The 17,253-nt window shown below is 69.6% G+C and carries 12 protein-coding genes; 4 read left to right on the plus strand and 8 right to left on the minus strand.

What is annotated here, in order from left to right; all coding sequences use genetic code 11:
- Positions 1–24: 24 nt before the first annotated feature.
- Positions 25–2,181: a beta-glucosidase BglX gene (gene bglX / locus QNA08_RS02315; RefSeq protein ID WP_283739047.1), complete on the minus strand. Its 2,157-nt coding sequence runs from the start codon at positions 2,179–2,181 to the stop codon at positions 25–27.
- Positions 2,182–2,478: 297 nt separating this feature from the next.
- On the opposite strand from bglX, the gene QNA08_RS02320 reads away from it, so the two are divergent.
- Both QNA08_RS02320 and QNA08_RS02325 read left to right on the plus strand, forming a co-directional pair.
- A complete protein-coding gene (locus tag QNA08_RS02320) occupies positions 2,479–3,759 on the plus strand; it encodes a glucoamylase family protein (RefSeq protein WP_283739048.1) in 1,281 nt (426 codons plus the stop codon).
- Between the two features lie 79 nt (positions 3,760–3,838).
- Positions 3,839–5,275, plus strand: a complete 1,437-nt coding sequence (locus QNA08_RS02325; protein WP_283739049.1) for a glycoside hydrolase family 15 protein — start codon at positions 3,839–3,841, stop codon at positions 5,273–5,275.
- Positions 5,276–5,314: 39 nt separating this feature from the next.
- Here the strand turns inward: QNA08_RS02325 and QNA08_RS02330 are convergent, their stop codons facing one another.
- The 4 genes from QNA08_RS02330 to QNA08_RS02345 form a co-directional block, all read right to left on the minus strand.
- Positions 5,315–7,216, minus strand: a complete 1,902-nt coding sequence (locus QNA08_RS02330; protein ID WP_283739050.1) for an ABC transporter ATP-binding protein/permease — start codon at positions 7,214–7,216, stop codon at positions 5,315–5,317.
- Between the two features lie 424 nt (positions 7,217–7,640).
- Entirely contained in the window at positions 7,641–9,137 is a 1,497-nt protein-coding gene (locus tag QNA08_RS02335; RefSeq protein ID WP_283739051.1) for a mannose-1-phosphate guanylyltransferase/mannose-6-phosphate isomerase, read from the minus strand.
- 111 nt (positions 9,138–9,248) lie between these two features.
- Positions 9,249–10,712: a polysaccharide biosynthesis/export family protein gene (locus tag QNA08_RS02340; protein ID WP_283739052.1), complete on the minus strand. Its 1,464-nt coding sequence runs from the start codon at positions 10,710–10,712 to the stop codon at positions 9,249–9,251.
- Positions 10,713–10,751: 39 nt separating this feature from the next.
- Complete coding sequence (locus tag QNA08_RS02345) at positions 10,752–11,624, minus strand: glycosyltransferase family 2 protein (RefSeq protein ID WP_283739053.1); 873 nt, start codon at positions 11,622–11,624, stop codon at positions 10,752–10,754.
- 495 nt (positions 11,625–12,119) lie between these two features.
- Between QNA08_RS02345 and QNA08_RS02350 the strand changes: the two genes are divergently transcribed.
- Positions 12,120–13,331, plus strand: a complete 1,212-nt coding sequence (locus QNA08_RS02350; protein WP_283739054.1) for a glycosyltransferase — start codon at positions 12,120–12,122, stop codon at positions 13,329–13,331.
- Between the two features lie 36 nt (positions 13,332–13,367).
- Here QNA08_RS02350 and QNA08_RS02355 read toward each other — a convergent pair whose 3' ends face one another.
- Positions 13,368–14,504, minus strand: coding sequence for a glycosyltransferase family 4 protein (locus QNA08_RS02355; RefSeq protein WP_283739055.1), 1,137 nt, complete (start codon positions 14,502–14,504; stop codon positions 13,368–13,370).
- A 29-nt stretch (positions 14,505–14,533) separates the two neighbouring features.
- Positions 14,534–15,733: a glycosyltransferase family 4 protein gene (locus QNA08_RS02360; RefSeq protein ID WP_283739056.1), complete on the minus strand. Its 1,200-nt coding sequence runs from the start codon at positions 15,731–15,733 to the stop codon at positions 14,534–14,536.
- A 346-nt stretch (positions 15,734–16,079) separates the two neighbouring features.
- Between QNA08_RS02360 and QNA08_RS02365 the strand changes: the two genes are divergently transcribed.
- The gene (locus QNA08_RS02365; protein ID WP_283739057.1) at positions 16,080–16,370 is read left to right on the plus strand and encodes a hypothetical protein; all 291 of its coding nucleotides are present in this window, start codon (positions 16,080–16,082) and stop codon (positions 16,368–16,370) included.
- A gap of 50 nt (positions 16,371–16,420) precedes the next feature.
- Here the strand turns inward: QNA08_RS02365 and QNA08_RS02370 are convergent, their stop codons facing one another.
- Complete coding sequence (locus tag QNA08_RS02370) at positions 16,421–17,200, minus strand: sugar transferase (protein WP_283739058.1); 780 nt, start codon at positions 17,198–17,200, stop codon at positions 16,421–16,423.
- Positions 17,201–17,253 lie beyond the last annotated feature (53 nt).

Genomic DNA, 17,253 nt, shown 5'->3' on the forward strand with positions numbered 1-17,253 from the left:
CGACGGTGGCGAGCGCAGCGCGCCTCAATCGCCGACGACGCTCAGCGAGGCTTCCAGGAGGCGCTCCGGATCGGCTGCCGGACCGACGTAGACCTTGAAGGCCCCCGGCTCGAGACGCGGCTTGAGGTCAAGGTCGAGGAAGGCGAGGTCATCCACCGGTAGAATCAGGTGCAGGACCTGCCGTTCACCCGGCGCCAGCCGGACCTTCGCCATCCCCTTCAGCTCCAGGACAGGCCGCGCGACGCTCGCCACGAGGTCGTGCACGAAGAGGAGCACCGTCTCCTCACCGTCGACCGGCCCTTCGTTGGCGACCGTCACAGCGACGGTGACCCTGTCGTGGGGGCCTGCCACGGCCGGAGCCACCTGCAGGTCGGACAACGTGAATCGGGTGTAGGAGAGCCCGTGACCGAACGGGAAGAGCGGCGCCGCCGGGGCATCGATATACTTGCTGGAATATCGCTCCGCCGGGTCGGCGGGCCTGCCCGTTCGACGCTGGCCGTAGAAGATCGGGATCTGCCCGGTGTCCACGGGCCAGGACAGCGGCAGGCGGCCGCTCGGATTCCAGCGCCCGGTCAGCACGTCCGCGACGGCGTGGCCCGCCTCGCTGCCGAGGAACCACGTGGCAAGCACGGCATCTGCCCGGGCGATGAGCCAGGGCACCATCAGCGGCCGGCCAGACGAGAGCAGCGCGACCACGGGGCGGCCGACGGCGAGCACCGCCTCCGCGAACTGCCGTTGCCGGCCGGGCAGGTCCGGCTGCGCGCGGCTCGCCGCCTCGCCGCTCATCTGCGCGCCCTCCCCGAGGCAGAGCACGACGACCTCCGCCGCCCGACAGGCCGCGAGAGCCTCCTCGATCATGCCGCGCGTCTCGCCGCTGTCGACCTCGACTCCGGCCGCGAAGACGACCTCGCATTGCGGCAGCGCCGCCCTGAGCCCGGCCACCATGGTCACGGCGCGGGCCGGGTCGCCCGCCCCCGCCCATGGGCCGAGCATGTCGGCGGCTGCCATGGCGAGCGGACCGACGACGGCGATGCGGCGGAGATCGCGCGCGAGCGGCAGCACACCGTTGTTCGTCAGGAGAACGATGGAGCGGCGCGCGACATCGCGCGCCAGGGCGCCACGGGACGCGGCCCCCGCGGCCGCGCCCGCGGCGGATCCGCGTCGATAGGGATCGTCGAAGAGCCCGAGGCTCTCCTTGAGCTGCAGCACCCGCCGCACTGCGGCGTCGATCGCCCCCATATCGACCCGCCCGCGCTCAAGCGCCGGCACAAGTCCCTGCGCATAGGCCATGCCCATCATGTCGATGTCGACACCGGCCGCGAGCGCCAGGGCCGCCGCCTCGGCGAGATCCGCCGCGACGCCGTGCACCACGAGCTCGGCGACCGCCCCATGGTCGCTGACGACGACGCCCTCGAAGCCCCAGCGCTCGCGCAGGAGGCCACGCAGGAGGGTGGCGTTGGCGCTCGCGGGTGTGCCGGCGAGATCGGAGAAGGCGGGCATGACCGCGGCCGCACCCGCGGCGACGGCCGCCCGGAAGGGCGGCAGGTACACCTCGTGCAAAGCGCGGTCCGAAATGTCGACGGAGGCATAGTCGCGCCCGGCGGTCACGGCGCCGTAGGCGCCGATGTGCTTTGCCGTGGCTGCGAGGCTGCCCGCGGAGGCGAGGTCCCCTCCCTGAAAACCGCGCACCTTGGCCTCGGCGAAGAGGGCGGCAAGGACAGGGTCTTCGCCCGGGCCCTCTGCGATCCGCCCCCATCGCGGGTCCCGCGACACATCGAGCATGGGGGCGAAGGTGAGCGCGATGCCGTCGGCGGCAGCTTCCAGCGCCGCCTCTCGAGCCGTCCGTTCCCATGCCGCAGGATCGAAGAGCGCCGCCTCCGCCAGCGGAATGGGAAAGATGGTGCGATGGCCGTGCAACACGTCGAAGGCCAGGAGCAGTGGCACGCCGAGGCGCGTCTCCTCGACGGCAAGGCGCTGGATGGCACGGGTTTCGTCCGCACCCCATATATTGAGCAGGCTGCCGATACGCCCGGCCCGGATTTCGGCGCGGATGTCGACCGACTTGTTCGGCCCGGTCTCGCTCCATCCGAACGAGACCATGGTCAGTTGCCCGATCTTCTCCTCGAGCGTCATCGCAGCAAGAAGCGCCTCGATGCGCTTCATTCCGTTCCGTTGCGCCATGGCAGCCGATCGCCCCTCGCATCGTCGCGATCCGCCTCATCCAAGTCTCCATGTCGAGGCGATCACATTGCGGAGCCCGCCGCGCGACCTTTCGCGGGTGAGGCAGTATCATAATGCTGCAGGTTGGCGGACCGGAGTTCAAATGGCTCTGAACGCGCGAATGCCCGGGGCGGTGGCGTCCCTGCCGGCAGGGACGCCCAGAGGAACGCGCGCAGGAGCATGGGCGTTTCTGCCAGATGCCGAGCCCTGCCGCAGTCGCGGGGCTGGTGCTTGAGCCGTCTAGTCGGAGGCGATCCGATGGTGACCTTCTCGGATGTCGATGCGGTCTCGCAAGACGTTGTCACGCCGGCGGACATCGAGCTGCTGGACCTCGTGCAGCGACAGAACTTCCGCTACTTCTGGGACGCAGCCCATCCCGTGAGCGGCCTGGCGCTCGACCGTCTCGGCGAGCCGCCTCAGCCCACGAAGGATCTCGTTGCCGTGGGTGGCTCGGGCTTCGGCATCATGGCGATCGTCGTCGCGACGGAAAGGCAGTGGATCTCGCGCGCCGACGCCGTCGAGCGCCTGCGCGCGATGGTCGACATCCTCGACCGGGCGCCCTGCTATCATGGCGTGTTCCCGCATTTCATGGACGGCCGCACCGGTGCGACCATTCCCTTCAGCCGCAAGGACGACGGCGGCGACATCGTCGAGACCTCCTTCCTTTGTGCCGGCCTGCTCTGCGCCCGCCAGTACTTCGACGGCGATACGGCGGCCGAGATCGAGCTGCGGCGCCGCATCAACGTGCTGTGGGACGGGGTCGAGTGGAACTGGCATACGCGTGGAGGGCGCAACGTGCTCTACTGGCACTGGAGCCCCAACAACGGCTGGAGCCTCGACCACGAAATCCGCGGCTGGAACGAGTGCCTGATCACATACGTCCTGGCTGCGTCCTCCCGGCATCATGCCATCGACCCGGCGGTGTATCACCGCGGCTGGGCGGAGAGCCGCAACTTCATGAACCGCCGCACATATTACGGCATCGAGCTGCCGCTCGGCGTCGAGTACGGCGGTCCGTTGTGCTTCGCCCACTATTCGTTCCTGGGCCTCGATCCGCGCGGCCTGCGCGACCGTTATGCCGACTATTGGGACCAGAACGTCCGGCACACGCTGATCAATCGCGAGCACTGCCTGCGCAATCCCAACAAGCACAAGGGCTACGGCCCTGCGTGCTGGGGGCTTACCGTCAGCGACGACCCGCAGGGCTATCTCGTGCACGCGCCCTACAGCGACCGGGGCGTCATCGCGCCGACGGCGGCGCTCGCGAGCCTGCCCTATACGCCGGGCTTCTCCGTCCACGCGCTACGCCACTTCTTCCACGATCTCGGCGACAGGATCTGGGGTGACTACGGCTTCACCTCCGCCTTCAGCGAGGGCAAGAACTGGTATTCGCGCGTCTATTTCGCCCTGGATCAGGGGCCGGTCATCGCGATGATCGAGAACTACAGGACCGGCTTGCTCTGGCGCCTGTTCATGAGCTGCCCGGAAGTGCTCGAAGGCCTCGCACGTCTCGGGTTCGAGAGCCCCTACCTCGATTGAGCGCGAGCCCAGCGGCCGGCTCGCGAGGCAAGGAACGGCTGGCACGATGGTTCCTGCGGACCCCGCATTCGATGCATGGATGGCGGAGGAATATGCCGTCGCGACGACGGCCATGCTCCGCAGCGTCTCGCCGACCGGCCTGGTGCGCGTCAGAGATGCGTTTGGCCAGGTGATCGCGCCGAAGCGCGGCAGCGTCGTCGCCTCGCCGGCCCCCGGCTTCTACGACCCGAATCCCGACTACTTCTTCCACTGGTTGAGGGACTCGGCGCTTGTCATCGATGCCCTGCTCCTCCTCATCGCCGAGGGCTCCGTATCAAGGGATGCTCTCAGCCATGTCGACGATTTCGTCGCCTTCAGCCTCGCGCTCGGGGCGCTCGATGGCGCGGAGCTGGCGCAGCGGCGGGATTACCGCGACAAGGTCGCCCCACAATTCCAGAAATATCTTAGAACCGAGGAAGAACTTGCTGCAGTGAGTGGAGAATCCATTCTCGCCGAGACACGCTTCAACCCTGACGGAACGCTTGATGTCATCCGCTGGTCGCGCCCTCAGCACGACGGTCCCGCCCTGCGCGCCCTGACCGTGATGCGGCGCGAGGCGATGGCACCGGCTCCGGCGGCTGGTTGCCGGCGCGCCATGGCCGACCTCCTGCGTGCCGACCTCGATTTCACCTGCCGGCACTGGCAGGACCCCTGTTTCGACCTGTGGGAGGAGGTCTTCGGCCATCACTACTACACGCGACGGGTGCAGGCCGCCGCGCTCGCGGCGGGAGCGGCCTGGGCCGCAGCGCTCGGCGACCGGCACCGCAGCGCGCGCTACCGCACGGCCGCCGACGCGCTCGGCGAAGCGCTCGCGGGCCACTGGAAGGCGGACGCAGGCTGCTACGCCGCCCACCTCGGGCGGACGGAGGCGGACGGCGGGCCGGGTGCCGACCCCGACATCGCCGTCGTGCTCGCGGTGCTGCACGCGAAAGCGGATGCGGACGCACACAGCATCAGCGATCCCGGGGTGCAGGCCACCCTCGCGCGCCTGGAGGCGATCTTCGCCGGCGACTATCCGATCAACCGCACCGCCGATGGGGCTCTCGCCCCGGCCATGGGACGCTATCGCGGCGACATCTATGGAAGCGGCGGCGCCTACTACTTCGCTACTCTGGCGGCAGCCGAATTCTACTATCGCCTCGCGGCTGCTGTAAGGGGCGGACGGCCGATCCGGGCAACGCGCGACAACGCCGTCTTCCTCGAGCGGATGCCCGGCTTCCCACGCCTTGCGCCCGAGCGCGAGCTCGGTTCGACGACGGACGAGCGGCGCGCCATGGTCGCGGCACTTCTCGCCAAGGGAGACCGCTTCATGGCGACGGTCCGCCGCTACACGCCGGCCTCGGGCGAGCTGTCCGAGCAGTTCGACCAGTGCACGGGGGAGCAGACCTCGGCCAAGGACCTCGCCTGGAGCTATGCGGCCTTCATCACCGCCTGTGCGGCCCGCAGCCGCCTGCTGCGGCTCATGGCAACGGCCTGATCGGCCTGCCGCGCGGCGGTCGGCAGGCGCGAGGTGCCCTCAGTCCTCCGGCACGCGCGTCCCCTGCAGCAGTTTCGAGAGCCAACCCGGTTCGGCGGGCTCCGGCCGGCGCTTCAGGACGACGCCCCCCTCGGGCATCTTTCGCAGATGCAGGGCGCGCGTGTGAAAGGCCTCGAGGCCGGGGCGATGGCCGATGGAGAGCACGGTGGTGCTGGCGAGTTCGCCCTGGAACAGCGACAGGAATGAGGCCTGGCTTTCTTCGTCCAGCGCCGATGTCGCCTCGTCCATGAAGACCCAGGCAGGCTTGTGCAGGAGCAAGCGGGCAAAGGCCACACGCTGCTGCTGGCCGAGCGACAGCTTCCTGTCCCAGCGCTCCACCGCGTCGAGATCGTCGAGGAAGTCGCCGAGACCGCAACGCACCATGGTCCGGCGCACCTCGCGGTCGTCGAATGCATCGGGCGAGGCCGGATAGCATACCGCCGCACGCAGCGTGCCGAGCGGCAGGTAGGGCCGTTGCGGCAGGAACATCATCTCGCCGGTGGGCGGCGTCTGGATGACCCCCTCGCCCCACGGCCACAGGCCGGCAATGGCGCGGAAGAGCGTGCTCTTTCCCGCTCCGGAATCCCCGGTGATGAGCACCCGCTCGCCGCGTCGCACCTCGGCCGTCGCCTCATCGATGATGGCGGTGCCGTCGTTGAGCGCGAGAGACAGGTGCTCGAAGGCGAGCAGGCCCTGGGGATGGGGCACGATGCGGATGCGGCTGTGGGCATCATGCGTCGCATCGAAGTCGCGCGCGGCGTCGCGGAAGGTCGCGACCCTGACCACGGCCGACCGCCAGTCGGCGATGCGCGGGAAATTGTCGACGAAGTAGCGCAGCGCCTGCTGCACCTGGGTAAATGCGCCGACGACCATCATAAGCTCGCCGAACGACAGTTGCCCGCTGAAATAGCCGGGCGCTGCCGCCAGTATGGGCACCACGATGGCGAGCCAGCCATAGCCGGAGGTGATCCACGTCAGGCGCGACAGGGCGCCCGACAATCGCCGCATGGCGCGCAGCACCGCCGAGACGTTGCGATCGAGATTGCGACGTTCGTCGCGCTCGCCGGCATAGAGGGCGACGCTCTCGGCGCACTCGTTGACGCGGATCAGGGCGAAGCGCAGCTCGGCCTCGCGCGCGTACCGTTCGGTGTTGAGGCGGATCAGCGGCCGGCCCACGAGCCAGGTGAGGCCGGAACCCGCGAGCGCGTAACCCACGGCCACCCACACCATGTAGCCCGGTATGACGACGCTCCTGCCCCCGATGGTGAAGGTCGCCTCGGAGGACAGCATCCACAGCACGCCGATGAAGCTGAGGAGCAGGAGGATCGAATTGAGCATGCCGACGCCGATGTCGGTGGTGAGCTCGGCAAAGAGACGGCTGTCTTCCTGCATCCGCTGGTCCGGCGCCGCCGCCGCCGGGCCGGCGAAGCCGAGCTGATAGGCCCGGCCCGGCACGAGCCAGGCGTCGAGGAGGATCTGCGTCACGCGCTCCCGGACACGGATCTTGAACATCTCCTGCAGCCATGTCTGCGCCACGATGAGCACGAGGAGAACGCCGACGATCATGAGGAAGACGATGAGCTGCCACAGGAAGGCCTCGCCATCCCTCCTGTCCAGCGCGTCGAAGAAGGCCCCGTTCCACTGGTTGAGGCGCACCTGCCCCACCATGTTGCTCATCAGCACGAGAAGGATGCCCGCGCCGAGCCACAGGATCGGCCAGCCCTGGCCGCCGCGCAGCATCTCCCTGAACAGATTGGCGAGTTCGCTCAGCATGCCGCGGCGCGCATCCGGCATGCGCAGCTGCGCCCTTGCCGCCGCGCGCTGGATGCCGTTCGCCTCCGTCGGGCGTGCGGCGAGAGCGGCCTGTTTCTCCACGCCCGTCGTCGCGGCGGGCGGTTGCACGGTGTCGGCTGGCGATCTGATCTCTTTCAGGCCCATGGCAGGAGACGCGCCGGCTCGCCGTCATGCGCACCGGCGGTGGCCGGTGCGCCGACCAAAGTCTCCCGGCTCGACCTCGGACGCCCGAGCCGGATCACCCCTTCAAAGGCTAGCACGTGCCTGCGGGCCTTGTACCGGGCGGCGTCCCGTCGGCTCCGCCCATGGCTGCCGGTTAACGCAATCGTGTCCCGATGTGCGGGCCAAGGGCGCGGCGGGAATGCCGTCTGCGATCCGCGCGCGGACGTGGCCCGCGCGCCGGCGCCGAGGTCACGGGCGCGCAGGAGCCCCTCGGCTCGCGTCGACCGTCCGGCGGCCGATGCGGACAGGCGGATCGACATATCGCCGCGGCGAACGGAGCGGCTGCAGGCCGCGAGCCGCCCCGCCTTCGTCACTCCCGGGCGTAGATGTCCTCGAAGCGCACGATGTCGTCCTCGCCCAGATAGGGGCCCGACTGCACCTCGATGAGATTGAGCGGCAGCTTGCCCGGGTTCTCGAGCCGGTGCACGCAGCCGAGCGGCAGGAAGATCGACTCGTTCTCGCGCAGAAGCAGCGTCTCGTCGTCGCGCGTGACGAGCGCGGTGCCGTTGACGACCACCCAGTGCTCGGCCCGGTGATAGTGCTTCTGCAGGGATAGCTTGGCACCGGGTTTCACGGTGATGCGCTTCACCTGGAAGCGCTCGCCCGTATGGATCGACTGGTAGAACCCCCAGGGCCGGTGCACGCGCGGATTCTGGGTGGCCGCCTCCCGGCCATCCGCCCGGAGCCGCTCGACGAGCCTCTTGATGTCCTGGTCACGGCTCTTGCGGGTCACGAGCACCACGTCGGGCGTGGCGACCACCACGAGGTCCTCGACGCCGAGGGCAGCGACGAGCTGCCCCTCACCGCGCAGGTAGCAGCCGCGCGCCTCCTCGGCGACGACGTCGCCGACCATGACGGTGCCGTCCGGGTCCTTGGCGCCGATCTCCCACAATGTGGACCAGCTGCCGATGTCGGTCCAGCCGAAGCACGCCGGAACCACGACGGCGCGGTCCGTCCGCTCCATGACGGCGTAATCGATGGAGATGGCGCGGCAGGCCGCGAAGGCGTCCTTGCCGAGGCGCACGAAGTCGAGATCACGCGCACTCACTGCCAGGGCCTCGCGGCAATGTTCCAGGATGTCGGGAGACAGGCGCTCCAGCTCGCCGAGGAAGGCCCCAGCCGGGAGGAGGAAGATGCCGCTGTTCCAGAGATAGTCGCCCGAGGCGACATAGCGCTGCGCGGTCGCCCGGTCGGGCTTCTCGACGAAGTCGGCGACCTGGCGCACGCGCGCGGCGTCGGCGCAGGGCTCTCCCGCGCGAATATATCCGTAGCCGGTGGCTGGCCCGGTCGGCGCGAGGCCGAAGAGCACGAAGCGGCCCCGGCGCGCCGCGTCGAGGCCCTCGTCGACCGCCTGCCGGAAGGCCGTGACGTCGGTGACGACGTGGTCGGCCGGCATGAGCAGGATGACGGCCTCCGGGTCCGCCTGCACGGCCATCAGCGCAGCCACGGCGGCCGCCGGCGCCGTGTTGCGTCCCGCCGGTTCGAGCACGATGGTCGGGTCGGCGATGCCGAGCGCCCGCAGCTGTTCCGCGATGACGAAGCGATGCTCGGCGTTGGCGATGACCATGGGGCGGGCGAAGACCGCCGGATCGCAGGCGCGCAACGCCGTCTGCTGCAGCAGCGTCCGCTCGCCGACGAGGGGGAGAAGCTGTTTCGGATAGGCCTCGCGCGAAAGGGGCCAGAGGCGCGTTCCGTTTCCTCCGGACAGGAGCACCGGCACGATCCGCCCCCCCTCCAGGCCGGCCGATGCCGGACGGGTCGCAACGGTTCCCTGGTCGACGCTCTGGTCCTGTGGGCGCTTGAGCATGGCCGGTACTCCTCGAGCCGGAAGGTCGAACGCCGCGATGACGTCCCACTTGCACGGACGGCCCCGCGGGACATGCGGCGTCGCCGCGCCTCGCCATGGTGCCCGCCGCCGCTATCTTGTCTCAACACGCCCCTCCCCGCGCAGGGCGGCTTCGGTCTCGCTGCCGGCCGGCGCGGCGGACAGGCCCGGCCCGGTTGGCCTCGCCGGCTGCAGCCGGTCGGTGTCGAGCGGCAGCCGCACCCGGAGGATATCGCCCGGCTGCATGGACGTCGTCTCGGTGACGTCCGTCTCGCGCATCTCCTCGCCGACGCGGCGCACGATCGAATAGCTCGGCTCCGCGCGCGCACTACGGGCCCGGTCGGCGAGCATCTGCGGAGCGGAGACCTCGGATTCGAACATCAGCTTCTGCGCGGTATCGGTTCGATGCGTCAGCTCCTCGATCTTCGCCTGCGTCTGGCGCAGCTCGACGACGACCTCGTTGCGCCGCTTGTTGCGCAGTTCCAGGATCGCCATGTCCGTCTTGTTCGTTTCCTGCTGGGCCCGCAGGATCGAGGTGCCTACGCGCAGCTTGTCGCCTTCGATCTGGGCGAGGGTGCGCTCAAGCGACAGTTGCCGGGGCGCGATCGCAAGCCCCCGGTCGACCAGCGAGCCCACGCTCTGCAGCTCCTTCTGGATCAGCTTGAGCTGCCGATCCTCGGTCTCGAGCTGGGCCCGCAGCGACACGAGTTCCTTCTGCAGGAAATCCTTGAGTTGCATGAGCGTCTCGACCTGCGTCCGCAGGGCTTCGCGGCGTGCGGTGAAGATCAGCCGCTCCTGCTCCATGAGCTGCGCGACGAGGGGATGGGCCTGCTGGGTCAGAAGATCTTCCGGAAAGGCGATCGTCTCGCTCTCGTTGAGCTCGGCCTCGAGCCTCGCCCGGCGTGCCACCATCGCCCGCATGTCAAGGCCGAGGAGGCGCAGGTCGCCCCGCGCCGTGATCGCTTCCCGCTCGAGGCGCATGAGACCGATGTCGGTCGTACGCTGCAGCCCGCCGGCGATGGCCACCGCCTGCAGCACCGTCAGCCCGGGGCGATAGGGATATTCCCCCGGTCGATCCACCTTGCCGGTGACGAAGAAGGGGCGGAACTGCACCACCTCCACCGACGCGTCGGGACGCTCGACGAGGCCCACCTTCGCCTGCAGGCGCTCGGCGATCGCCTTGGCGAGTTCCGAGGTCGCGAGTCCCGCCGCCGGGATCGATCCGACGAGCGGCAGGTCGATGGCGCCGCCCGCCCCGACGGTGTACTCGCCGTTGAGCGCGGTCCACTCGAACACCTCGCCCTTGAGCGCCCGCCATTCGTTGACCTTGATGCGCAGCTTGTCCTGCGGACCGAGCCGGTGCTCGGCCCCGGGGTCGGCCCACGCCAGTCCGCCCGCAAGCATCGCGAGGCCGAGGGCGAGAGCCCGCGCGGCAAGGAAGCGACGCCGCGGCGCGCGCCGGTCGGGCGGCGCGCCCGGCCTCGCGATCTGAGACACGGCGGCCGCCCGCCGGTTCATGCCGACCGGAGGCCCGTTCTCGCGCTGCGGCTGCCTCATGTTCGCGCTCCCATGCGGCTCACGCGGGGTGAATGCCGCTCACAGTTGCAGGATGTGCTCGGGCTCGATCCGCCCTCTCGCGACGTGATAGAGGCCGAGAAGATTGCCGCGCAGACGCCCGCGACGGTCGACATAGGGTTCGGGTCGGAGGCTGCGCAGGATGTTGGCCGCGATGTTGCGGCTCATGAGTTCGAGGCCGAAACCCATGCCCATCGTGCCCTTGCGCATCAGATAGATGGGGTTGACGACCTGAGAATAGCCGAGGCGCAGGCCGCTGCCCTTGCCCGTCTTGAGGCCGAGGTGAACCCCGATGAGCGTGCTGACGGCGACGACCCGCCCGCGCCGGCGCAACTGCCCGGTGAAGTCGATGTCCTCCTGCCAACCGTAGAGCACCAGCCGCTCGTCGAAGCGCAGGTCGCCGATCTGCGCCGCCCGGATCGACATGTTGCAGCCGTAGGCGCCGGGATGATCGACGATCTCGCGTTCGGGCGGGCAGCCGTCCTCGGCCCGCCGCAATGCGGCGAGGCCCTCCTCGAAGGAGAGGCCCTGCGTGCGGGCGCCGTCGGCGACGACCCGCCCCATGACAACCGCCCAGTCCGGGTTCCCGGCGAATTCCGTGACGACCTTCTGCAGATAGTCGTGGGCCGGCAGGAAATCGTCGTCGAAGAAGGTGATGATGTCGAAGCGCGGGAGCACGCAGGACAGCGCGCGGTTGCGCTGCGCGCACAGGCCGGTCGCTCCGAACACGTGGGACACCCTGAGACGGGTGAAGGTCTGCGGCTCGACGTGCGTCTCGTCCGGAGCGGAAACGATCACCTCGTCCGGCAAGCGGCGCTGATGCTCGAGGTGCGCGAGCGTCTTGCGGAGGATATTGCCCCGGCCGAGCGTTGGAATGATCACCACGAGCTTCATTCTCGGACCTGCCCGGAACCTTCGCCTTCGGGCGGCGACGCGCGCCGCGGATCGCGCTCGCCGCGACGCAGGCTGCCGCGCGGCCGGCAGTCGTTCTCGGGCCACAGCCTACCGTGGCGGGGCCGGCCCGGTGAGGACCGATTAAGATCGAACGCCTTCAGCGAAGTGAACTAAGCTGTTCGACACAGGACGACGGAAGAAGAATGCGACGCTAGCCCAAGACGATCGTTGAGCAACCGCATGTACCTCTTAAGGCTGAATCGCGGGCGCCGGGTACTTCCTTTGCTCGCCTTGTGAGGGCGGTGACCCGCCTGAACAATCGCGACATCTGCAGCGCGCGAGCGGGGCGGCCACGTGAACGAGATGGGTCAGCGGAGGCGAAACCGCCAGGGTTCACGCCCTCGCCCATATCCTGCGGACGACCCCGTGGTGAGCCCTCTCCGCGCCCCGGTGGCACAGCCCCGCACTCGCGCCGCGCCGGCGGCACGGCAGGACTTGCTGGGGGCTTCGAACACGGCAGCCGAGACATGTGCGCCGGATGTCAGCGTCGCGATCGTCCACGACTGGTGCCCGGCCTTCCGGGGCGGCGAGCGCGTGCTGTCCGAGCTCTGCCGTCTCTTCCCGGCCGTCGATGTGTTCACGCTGTTCGACTTCCTGCCGCCCGATGTCAAGGCGGACCATTTTGCCAACGCAACCTTCCACACCTCGCCGGTCAACCGCCTGCCCAAGGTCGAGAAGTTCTACCGCTCCCTCTTCTTCCTCTGCCCCTTCCTCATCGAGCAGTTCGACGTCACCGGCCATGATGTCGTGATCTCGTCGTCGGCCGCCTTCGCGCGCGGGGTCCTCACGCGCCCCGACCAGCCGCATCTGTGCTATGTCCACAGCCCGATCCGCTACGCTTGGGACGAGCAGTTCTCCTACCTCGCGCAGGGGCGCCTCGGCTTCGGGCCGATGGGGCTCCTCTTCCGCTACCTCCTGCACAACCTGCGCACCTGGGACACGCGGACGGCGCACGGGCCCGACGTGATGCTCGCCAATTCGACCTATGTACGTGCGCGCATCCGGCACATCTATGGTCGGGACGCCGAAGTCGTCTTCCCGCCGGTTGCGGTCGACGAGTTCGACCTGGTGGTGGACAAGGACGACTATTACGTCACGGCGTCCTTCCTCGCGCCCTACAAACGGACGGACCTCGTCATCCGGGCCTTCGGCGCGATGCCGCACCGGCGCCTCGTCGTCGTGGGCGAGGGACAGCAATCCAGGACGCTGCGCGCCCTGGCAGGCCCCAATGTGTCGTTCACGGGCTATCTGCCGAGACGCGACTACATCGCGATGGTGGCGCAGGCGCGGGCGCTCGTCTTCGCCGGCTGCGAGGACTTCGGCATCGCCCTCGCGGAGGCCCAGGCCTGCGGCACGCCGCTCATAGCCTTCGGCCGGGGCGGCGCGCGCGACATCGTGCGGCCGTTCGGTGCCGCCGACGCGCCGACGGGCATTCTCTTCGAGCATCAGACGGTCGCCGCAATCGTCGAGGCCGTCGAGCATTTCGAGGGGAACCGGCGGTCGATGGCCCCCGAGGCCTGCCGGCAGAACGCGCTGCGCTTCTCCGCCGACCGCTTCCGCCGCGAGATCCGCGAGGCGTTCTTCAGGACGCTCGCCATCCATGGCACCGGCGCCCCCCTCGCCTCGTCGCCACGCATGCCGCGATGACGCGGAGCGCTCTCCGATCATCACGGCACGGCGCGCTCAGGCTTCGACGAGCTGCCTCGCCGACGTGGTGAAACCGTCGGCCTGGGCCATCAGCCGCAGATAGAGCTCCGCCGAGGCCCGCCAGGAGAAGCGCGTGGCCTGATCGCGCCCCTTGCGCACGAGGTCAGCGCGCAGGCTCGGCCGTGCCCGCAGGGCGAACAGCGCCTCGCTCCACTCCTCCGGAGCGGTCGGCGACGCATAGAGCGCCGCCTCGCCGCAGACCTCGGGCAGGCTCGCCCGATCGGAGGTCACCACCGGGCAGCCGAGCGCCATCGCCTCAAGCGGCGGCAGGCCGAAGCCTTCCGTGAGCGAGGGAAAGGCGAGGCACAGGCAATCCCCGAGGAGCGCCGCGAGTTCCCCGTCCGAGAGGGGGCCGAGCCAAAGGACATTGCCCGGGGTCTCGCCAGGCGCGCCGCGCCTGAAGACGCGCGCGGCCACCCGCCCGACGACCGCGATCCGCAAGCCGGCGACGGCGAGACGGTCCGCCAGACCGCAGATCAGGTCGAGATTCTTGTGGCGAGCGGCACTGCCGATGACGACCACGGTGTCGGGGCCGGCTGCCGCTCGCGTGACAGCTGAATGCCGCGGCCGCCAGCGCAGGACGTGTTCGTGACCGTCCGGCACGATCGTGATCTTGTCGCGCGCGGCGACGCCGTGGCGGGCGAGCTGATCGGCGGAAAATGCTGAAACCGTCGCCACCTGGTTGGCGACCCGGCCGATGACCGGCAGCAAGGCGCGGTAGGCCGTGCGAAACCGCCAGGAATAGCTGTCCGGGCAGATGAAGGTATTGGCGTCGTGGATGCACACGATCTGCCTGCGCCGCGCGACCGGGCCCGTGTTGCACAGGCTGACGATCCCGCCGCACGCGAGCGAGGGCAGTTCGAGCTGCTCCCAGACGTGGCCGCCGAACCGCCCGACCGAGCGCATGCGCACGGCGCGCAGCTCGGGCCAGTCCGCCCCGCTGCCCGCTGTTGCGTTCGCCGGCACGAGGATCTCGACGACGAGATCGCGGGCGAGCGCATGCCCCTCGCACAACAGTTCGTCCATGGCGCGCAGGATCTCACGGGCGTAGCGCTGAACACCGGTGATGCTCTGCGTGAGGAACCTGCCGTTGATCGTCCAGTACCGGCGCATGGAGGTACCTCTCGGAGGTCGCTGCCTGGCTAGCCGACGGCCCTGCGCCCCGGCGACGGCTCCTGCCGCTCGCGTGGGTCCGGCCTCTCCCTGATGGGAGCGAGCCCGGCCGGCCTGCGAGGCCAGCCGTCCGCCTCGGCCATCAGTTCGAGGTACTGCTCGGCGATGGTGCGCCAGGAATAGCGCTCGGCGCGGGCGAGCCCCCGCAGGACGAACTCCTCACGAAGGACGCGGTCGCGCCGCAGCCGGTCGATCGCGGCGATCCACGCAGTCGGCTCGTCCGGCCCGGCGTAGAGGGCCGCATCGCCGTAGATCTCGCGCAGGCAGGGCACGTCGGCGCTCACCAACGGGCAGCCGAGTGCCATCGCCTCGATGCCGGGCAGCCCGAAGCCCTCCGTGCGCGACGGGAAGAGGAAGCAGAGGGCGTCCCGCAGAGCGCGGCCGAACTCCTCGTCGTCGATGCGCCCGAGAAGGCGCAGGTTGCGGGGAGGCCCGCGTCCCTCGATGGCGAAGGCCGCGGCGTCGAACCGGCCGGCCACGTGGATGTCCAGGCCCATCTCGTCGAGCCCATCGGCGAGCCGCCAGAGAAGCCCCGTGTTCTTGTGCCGATGGGCGCGGCCGAGCCCGAGCACGAAGGGGCGGTTCCCCGCCGCGCGCGCCGCGATGCGATGGGAGCCCCAGCGCTTTGCATGTTCGTGGCCGTTATAGGTCACGACGATCTTGTCTTCGGGCGCGACACAGAACTGCACGAGTTGGTCGCGCGAGAATTCGGAGACGGTGGTGATGGTGTGGCAGCGCTGCCCGAGCAGCGGCAGGATGATCCTGTGCGCCAGCCGGAAGATGAGGCTGTAGCTCTCGGGCGAGGTCCACGTGTTGAGATCGTGGATGCAGACGATCTGGCGCATGACCGACACGGGTGCCAGGTTGCAGAAGCTGAGAAGGCCGCCCCGTACGCGGAACGGCAGTTGCACCTGCACCCAGAACTGCGGCAGCCGGGGGCTCCTGAATTCCGCGAGCTGTTCGACCGCGAGGGCACGCAGGGGCAACGGCTCGCGCAACGCTCGCGGAATGACGAGCGTCACGGCGAGGTCCTGCGCCAGGGGATGACCTTCGGCGACCAGGGTGTCGAGCGCCACCGTCACCTCCCGGGCGTACCGGGCAACGCCGGTAGGCTCCAGGGCCGTGAAGTCGCCGTTGATCGTCCAATGTCGCACTGGATGGCGCGTCATGGCTCCCCCGTTGGACGGCGGCGCCGGCGCAGGAAAGGCCGGGCCGGCCGCAGCGTAGGGCCGACCGGGCGGCATCCGCCTGATCGGGCTGCGGAACTCCAGCGGCCATCATCCTATGGAGCGCCTCGGCACGCGCGCTCTCCATAAGTGCGTCCCTCGTCCGCAAATGGGAGATCGACATGCGCCCTTAGGACGGCCGGTCTCCCCTCCGGAGGCCGAACGGCGCCCAGCCCAACAATTAACGCATTGCTCATCAAAGCAGTTGAGGATCGTCGCGGATCGGTCGGGCCCACCCGGGAGCGGCCACCGGGGCTTTCGTCGCGCCATCAGAAGGAGCCCGCTCCCCGTGCCCTGGATCTTCGCAGCCTCGAGCGTCGCCGGTCTCGTTCTCGGATGCCTCTACCGGGCGCCCGCGCTTCTGGCTGCGATGATCGCCGCGGCGATGCTCACCATCGGCATCGGCATGGCGTCCTCCTGGCCTTTCCGCCTGACCGCTCTTGCTGCGCTCGGCGCGCTTGCCTGCCTGCAGATCTCCTATCTCGTCGGCCTCGCCGTCAGCACGCTGGTCCATCGTGCGCGGCGCGGCACACGGCCGGAGGCAGGGCTGACCCTCGGTCAGGACCGGCACCATCCGTAGGCCGGAGGGCCGACGGGGGCCGGCGTGCGCCGAAGCCGCGCGATGCCTCGTCAGCAACTGCCGTCACATTTCATGACGACGAATATGGTCTTGAGCAGGATGGCGAAATCGGTCCGCAGCGACCAGTTGCGCACATAGTCGACGTCCATGGCCACGCGCTCGCCATAGGAAAGGCGGCTCCTGCCGCTGACCTGCCAGGCTCCGGTCAGCCCCGGCTTCGCCGCGAGATAGTCGGCGGCATGGGGACCATAGCGCTCGAGCTCGTCGGCCATGATCGGGCGGGGACCGACGCAGCTCATCTCGCCGCGCAGCACGTTGACGAGCTGGGGTAGCTCGTCGAGGCTCGACCGGCGCAGCATGTAGCCCAGCGTCGTCACGCGCGGGTCACGCTGCAGCTTGCGCGTAGCCAGCCACTCCCGCATCGCCTCGGGGTCGTTGGCGAGATGGCGTTGCAGGATCTCCTCCCCGTCGGGGACCATTGTCCGCAGCTTGTAGCAGTCGAAGACCCGCCCGTCGTAGCCGACGCGCCGATGCGCGAAGATGGCCCCGCTGCCGGTCGACAGCCTGATGAGCGCCATGAGCAGCAGGATCAGCGGCGCAGCGAGAGTGAGCGCAACGAGCGCGATGACGATGTCGACGGCCCGCTTCTGCCATCCGCCGACCGGCCCGCGCGCGCCGCCAGGAGGACATGCCTCGGCGCGGACGAGTCCCGGGCCGGTCGCCGCCGCGCCTGCCGCTTCCGCGACAGCGAGAGCGCCGGCCGGAGAGACGGCCGACGAAGTTGGAGATGCAGGGCCGGCGGCGGGCCGCAAGGCAACCGCATCGGACACGGGCCAGCCGGCATCCGTCGCCGGACCGGAAAGGAGAGGCCTGCCGCCGCGGC

Source organism: Chelatococcus albus (assembly GCF_030067675.1).
GTDB lineage: Bacteria > Pseudomonadota > Alphaproteobacteria > Rhizobiales > Beijerinckiaceae > Chelatococcus_A > Chelatococcus_A albus.

Bases quoted from the DNA above. Each gene is read 5' to 3' on its own strand.
- bglX (WP_283739047.1), bottom strand. From the start codon at position 2,181: ATGGCGCAACGGAACGGAATGAAGCGCATCGAGGCGCTTCTTGCTGCG.
- QNA08_RS02320 (WP_283739048.1), top strand. From the start codon at position 2,479: ATGGTGACCTTCTCGGATGTCGATGCGGTCTCGCAAGACGTTGTCACG.
- QNA08_RS02325 (WP_283739049.1), top strand. From the start codon at position 3,839: ATGGCGGAGGAATATGCCGTCGCGACGACGGCCATGCTCCGCAGCGTC.
- QNA08_RS02335 (WP_283739051.1), bottom strand. From the start codon at position 9,137: ATGCTCAAGCGCCCACAGGACCAGAGCGTCGACCAGGGAACCGTTGCG.
- QNA08_RS02340 (WP_283739052.1), bottom strand. From the start codon at position 10,712: ATGAGGCAGCCGCAGCGCGAGAACGGGCCTCCGGTCGGCATGAACCGG.
- QNA08_RS02345 (WP_283739053.1), bottom strand. From the start codon at position 11,624: ATGAAGCTCGTGGTGATCATTCCAACGCTCGGCCGGGGCAATATCCTC.
- QNA08_RS02355 (WP_283739055.1), bottom strand. From the start codon at position 14,504: ATGCGCCGGTACTGGACGATCAACGGCAGGTTCCTCACGCAGAGCATC.
- QNA08_RS02360 (WP_283739056.1), bottom strand. From the start codon at position 15,733: ATGACGCGCCATCCAGTGCGACATTGGACGATCAACGGCGACTTCACG.